Source organism: Ideonella sp. B508-1, from assembly GCF_000333615.1.
In the GTDB taxonomy this organism is placed as follows: Bacteria; Pseudomonadota; Gammaproteobacteria; order Burkholderiales; family Burkholderiaceae_C; genus Ideonella.
On record NZ_BADL01000591.1, the window covers coordinates 1 to 4,519 of the forward strand.

Annotated in this window: 2 protein-coding genes and 1 pseudogene; 2 read left to right on the forward strand and 1 reads right to left on the reverse strand. The window is 71.5% G+C overall.

The genetic code is table 11. The annotated features are described in order from the left end of the window. Positions 1 to 201: pseudogene (locus I73_RS32885) on the forward strand (methyl-accepting chemotaxis protein); the annotation flags it as partial. Positions 202 to 232: 31 nt separating this feature from the next. Here I73_RS32885 and I73_RS23495 read toward each other — a convergent pair. Further along, entirely contained in the window at positions 233 to 2,827 is a 2,595-nt protein-coding gene (locus I73_RS23495) for an ABC transporter permease (RefSeq protein WP_022982859.1), read from the reverse strand. 218 nt (positions 2,828 to 3,045) lie between these two features. Here I73_RS23495 and I73_RS23500 point away from each other — a divergent pair. Further along, a partial coding sequence (locus I73_RS23500) for an ABC transporter substrate-binding protein (RefSeq protein WP_022982860.1) occupies positions 3,046 to 4,519 on the forward strand: 1,474 nt, incomplete at its 3' end.

Here is a 4,519-nt window from a genome sequence, read left to right on the forward strand (position 1 = left end):
ATCATCGGCGAGATCACCGCCGCGGCCGGCGAGCAGAACGGCGGCATCCGCCAGGTCAACCAGGCCGTCACCCAGCTCGACCAGATGACCCAGCAAAACGCCGCGCTGGTGGAGCAGAGCGCCGCCGCGGCCGAAAGCCTGCGCGAGCAGGCCCAACGCCTGACCGGCGTGGTGGCCACCTTCCGGCTGCAATCGGCCTGAGCACGGCGCCGGGGCGATGGCCCCGGCAGCTTCACTCCGCCGCCCGGCGCAGCGTCTCCATCACCGGCCGGCGCAGCACCTCGCGCAGGCCCCACCAGCCGGCGGCCAGCGCCAGCAGCGCCCCGGCCACCATGCCCAGCAGCGGCACCCAGGGCGCGGCTGTCCAGCTGAACTCGAAGACAAAGCGCGCCAGCGCCCAGCCCACCGCCACGGCCCCCAGCGTGGCCAGGCCGCCGGCCAGCGCGCCCACGCCCAGCAGCTCGGCCCGCTGCACCCGGGCCAGCAGCCGGCTGCTGGCACCGCAGGCGCGCATCACCGCGTACTCGTGGGCCCGGGCCTCGCGGGTGGCGCCCAGCGCGGCGAACAGCACCACCAGCCCCGCCGCCACGCTGAACACGAAGAGGTACTGCACCGCGCGGATCACCTCGTCGATCACCGCCTGCACCTGGGCCAGGGTGGCCGTCACGTCGATGGCGGTGATGTTCGGGAAGCGCTGGGTCAGGGCGTTGTCGAAGCCCTTCTGCCCCGGCGCCTTGAAGGCCGCGATGTAGGTGGCCGGCAGGTCCGGCATCTCGGCCTGCGGGAACATCACGAAGAAGTTCACCCGCATCGAACCCCAGTCCACCTTGCGCAGGCTGGTCACCTTACCTTCCACGACCTGGCCGGTGATCTCGAAGCGCAGCCGGTCGCCCAGCTTCAGGCCCAGCTTCTCGGCCAGGCCGGACTCCACGCTCAGGCCGTCCTGTTCACCGGCTTGCCAGCGGCCACCCGCCAGCAGGTTGTGGACCGGCAGCTCGGCCGCGTGGCTGAGGTTGAACTCGCGCTCCACCAGGCGCCGCGCCTCGTCGTTGCCGGCGTAACGCGGGCCCACGTCGGCGCCGTTGATGGTGAGCAGCCGGCCGCGGATCATCGGGTACCAGTCGTAGCCCCGCACGCCCGCGCCGTCGAGCATGGCGCGGAAATCGGCCGCCTGGTCGGGCTGGATGTTGATGACGAAGCGGTTGGGCGCATCCGGCGGCGTGGCCTGGCGCCAGCTGTTGATCAGGTCGGTGCGCAGCAGCACCAGCAGGGCCAGGGCCATCAGCCCGACCGACAGGGCCGACACCTGCAGCATGGTGAAGCCCGGGCGCGCGGCCACCTGGCGGGTGGCGATGACCAGCCAGTCCGGCGCGCCTGCCCCGGGCACCAGCCGGCCCAGCAACTTCACCGCCACCCAGGACAGGCCGGCGAACAGCGCCAGCGCGGCCGCAAAGCCCCCCACGGCGATGCCGCCCAGGGTCAGGTCGCGCGCCACCACCACCAGCAGGGCGCCGAAGGCCAGGGCCGCCGCCCCCAGCACCCCGGCCGAGGCCGGGCGGATGGCGCCCATCTCCCGGCGCAGCACCCGCAGCGGCGGCACCTGGGCCAGTTGCAGCACCGGCGGCACGCCAAAGCCCATCAAGAGGGTCAGCCCCACGCCCAGGCCCAGCAGGGCCGGCCAGAGGGTGGGCGGCGGCAGGCTGGCCGGGATGAGCCCCGCCAGCAGGGTGACGAACAGCAGGTGCAGGCCCGCGCCCAGCAGCACGCCGGCCAGGCTGCCGCCCAGGCCCAGGGCGGCGAACTCGCCCAGGTAGACCACCGCGATGCGCCGCTGCGACAGACCCAGCACCCGCAGCATGGCGCAGTCGTCCAGGTGGCGCTGGGCAAAGTCCCGCGCGGCGATGGCCACCGCCACCGCCGACAGCAGGGCCGCCAGCAGGGCCACCAGGTTCAGGAACTTGCTCGCCCGGTCCAGGGTCTGGCGCATCTCCGGGCGGCCGCTTTCCAGCGTGTCCAGGCGCACGCCGCGCGCGCCCTCGGCCTTCAGGATGCCGCGCACCCACTGGGTGTAGCGGGCCAGGGCGCGGGCCTGGGCGGGCTCGGCCGCCACCAGCAGCCGGTAGGCCACGCGGCTGGCCGGCTGGATCAGGCCGGTGGCCGGCAGGTCTTCCTCGCGCAGCATCACCCGCGGCGCGAAGGACTGGAAGCCGGTGCCGCGGTCCGGCTCGGTGGCGATCAGCGCGCCAATGCGAAAGCGCGCGTCGCCCAGCAGCAGGTCCTGCCCCACCGCCAGCCCCAGGGCGTCGGCGACGGCCGCATCCACCCACACCTGCCCCGGCGCGGGCGCACCGCCGGGGTGCGGCGCCGCTTCCGGCCCGTCGATCAGGCCCAGGCGGCCGCGCAGCGGGTAGTTGGCGCTCACCGCCTTGACCGACACGAGCCGGGTGGCGCCGCCCTGGGCTTCGTCGGCCCGGGCCATGCTGGGAAAGACGGCATTGCTGCCCACGGCCAGGCCGGCCTTGCGGGCCTGCGCCGCCAACTCGGCCGGCAGGGGCTGGTCGCCCCGCACCACCAGGTCGCCGCCCAGCAGCTGGGCCGCGTCGCGCTGCAGACCGCCCTGCAGCCGGTCGGCGAAGAAGCCCACCGCGGTCAGCGCGGCCACGGCCAGCACCACCGCGGCCAGCACCAGGCGCAGCTCGCCGGCGCGGAAGTCCAGCCACAGCTGGCGTGCAGCCAGGCGCCACAGCCCGGGCGGCACGGCAGGCGGCAGAGCAGGATCGGACGGAGCGGGAGAGGGCTCGGTGACGTGCGGCTCGGTGACGTGCATGAACCCAACGGTACACGATCGCCTGTGACCCTCTTGGGCCTCCCGACAAACCCGAGGTCGCACTCGGCGGGGGCCCGGAACTTGCATATGCTTGCCACCTTGTTTGCGTTGGCCCCGGGCAGACTGCCTCCGAACCGGAGCAGAATGCCCCCGCAACGCGGGGCTGCTCCCCAGGCGCAGCCCCACCCGACGGCACAACTGTCTCTGGAGATCCCTGCATGACCGTGATCCGCCCGACCCTGCGGTCGGCCCTGGCCCTGGCGGCCCTGCTGGCCTGCGGCGCCGCCGCCAGCGCCAAGACCCTCGTCTACTGCGCCGAGGGCTCGCCCGAGAACTTCACCCCGGCCCTCAACACCACGGGCACGAGCTTCGATGCGGCCAAGCCCGTCTACGACCACCTGACCCAGTTCGCCCGCGGCACCACCCAGGTGGAGCCCGGCCTGGCCGAAAGCTGGACCGTCTCGCCCGACAGCAAGGTTTTCACCTTCAAGCTGCGCCATGGCGTGAAGTTCCACAGCGGCGTCAACGGCTTCGCCCCCACGCGGGACTTCAACGCCGACGACGTGGTCTGGAGCTTCGAGCGCCAGTGGAAGCCCGATCACCCCTACGCCAAGGTCTCCGGCGGCAAGTACGACTACTTCGCCGACATGGGCCTGAAGGACGACCTGGTCTCGATCGAGAAGCTCGACCCCTACACCGTGCGCCTCACGTTGAAGAAGCCCAACGTGACCATGCTGGCCAACCTGGCCATGGACTTCGCCGCCATCCACTCGGCCGAGTACGCCGACTACCTGGCCAAGGGCAACCGCAAGGAGCAGTTCGACCAGATCCCGGTGGGCACCGGCCCCTTCCAGTTCGTGGCCTACCAGAAGGACGCGGTCATCCGCTACAAGGCCAACCCCGGCTACTGGGGCGAGAAGGCCAAGGTGGACAGCCTGGTCTTTGCCATCACCACCGACCCGACCGCACGCTATTCCAAGCTCAAGGCCGGTGAATGCCATGTCAGCGCCTACCCGCGGCCGGCCGACCTGCCCGAGATGCAGAAGGACCCGGCGCTCAAGGTCATCAGCATGCCGGGCCTGAACATCGGCTACTGGGCCTTCAACGTCGAGAAGCCGCCGCTGGACAAGAAGGAGGTGCGTCAGGCCCTGACGATGGCCATCGACAAGGCCGCCATCCTGAAGGACGTCTACATGGGCGCCGGCACCGCGGCGGTGAACTTCATCCCACCGACCATGGCCGCCTACAACAGCACGGTCAAGGACCACCCCTACGACCCCGCCAAGGCCAAGGCCCTGCTGGCCAAGGCCGGTGTGAAGACGCCGCTGGACATCGACCTCTGGTACATGCCGGTGCAGCGGCCCTACAACCCCAACGCCAAGCGCATGGCCGAGATGATGCAGGCCGACCTGGCCAAGATCGGCGTCAACGCCAAGCTGGTGACCTACGAATGGGGCGAGTACCGCAAGCGTCTGCAGCAGGGCGAGCCGATGACGGCCCTGTTCGGCTGGAACGGCGACAACGGCGACCCGGACAACTTCTTCTTCCTGCACGGCTGCGAATGCGCCCGCCCGGGCGGGCACAACATCTCCAAGTGGTGCGACAAGGGCTATGACGCCNAGCTCACCCAGGCCCCGCACCTGACCGACCCCCAAGCCCGCATCAAGCTCTACCAGGAGATGCAGGTCATGG

What these genes read in the sequence shown, in the direction of transcription:
- I73_RS23495 (WP_022982859.1), bottom strand. Translation starts at nt 2,827, where the DNA reads ATGCACGTCACCGAGCCGCACGTCACCGAGCCCTCTCCCGCTCCGTCC.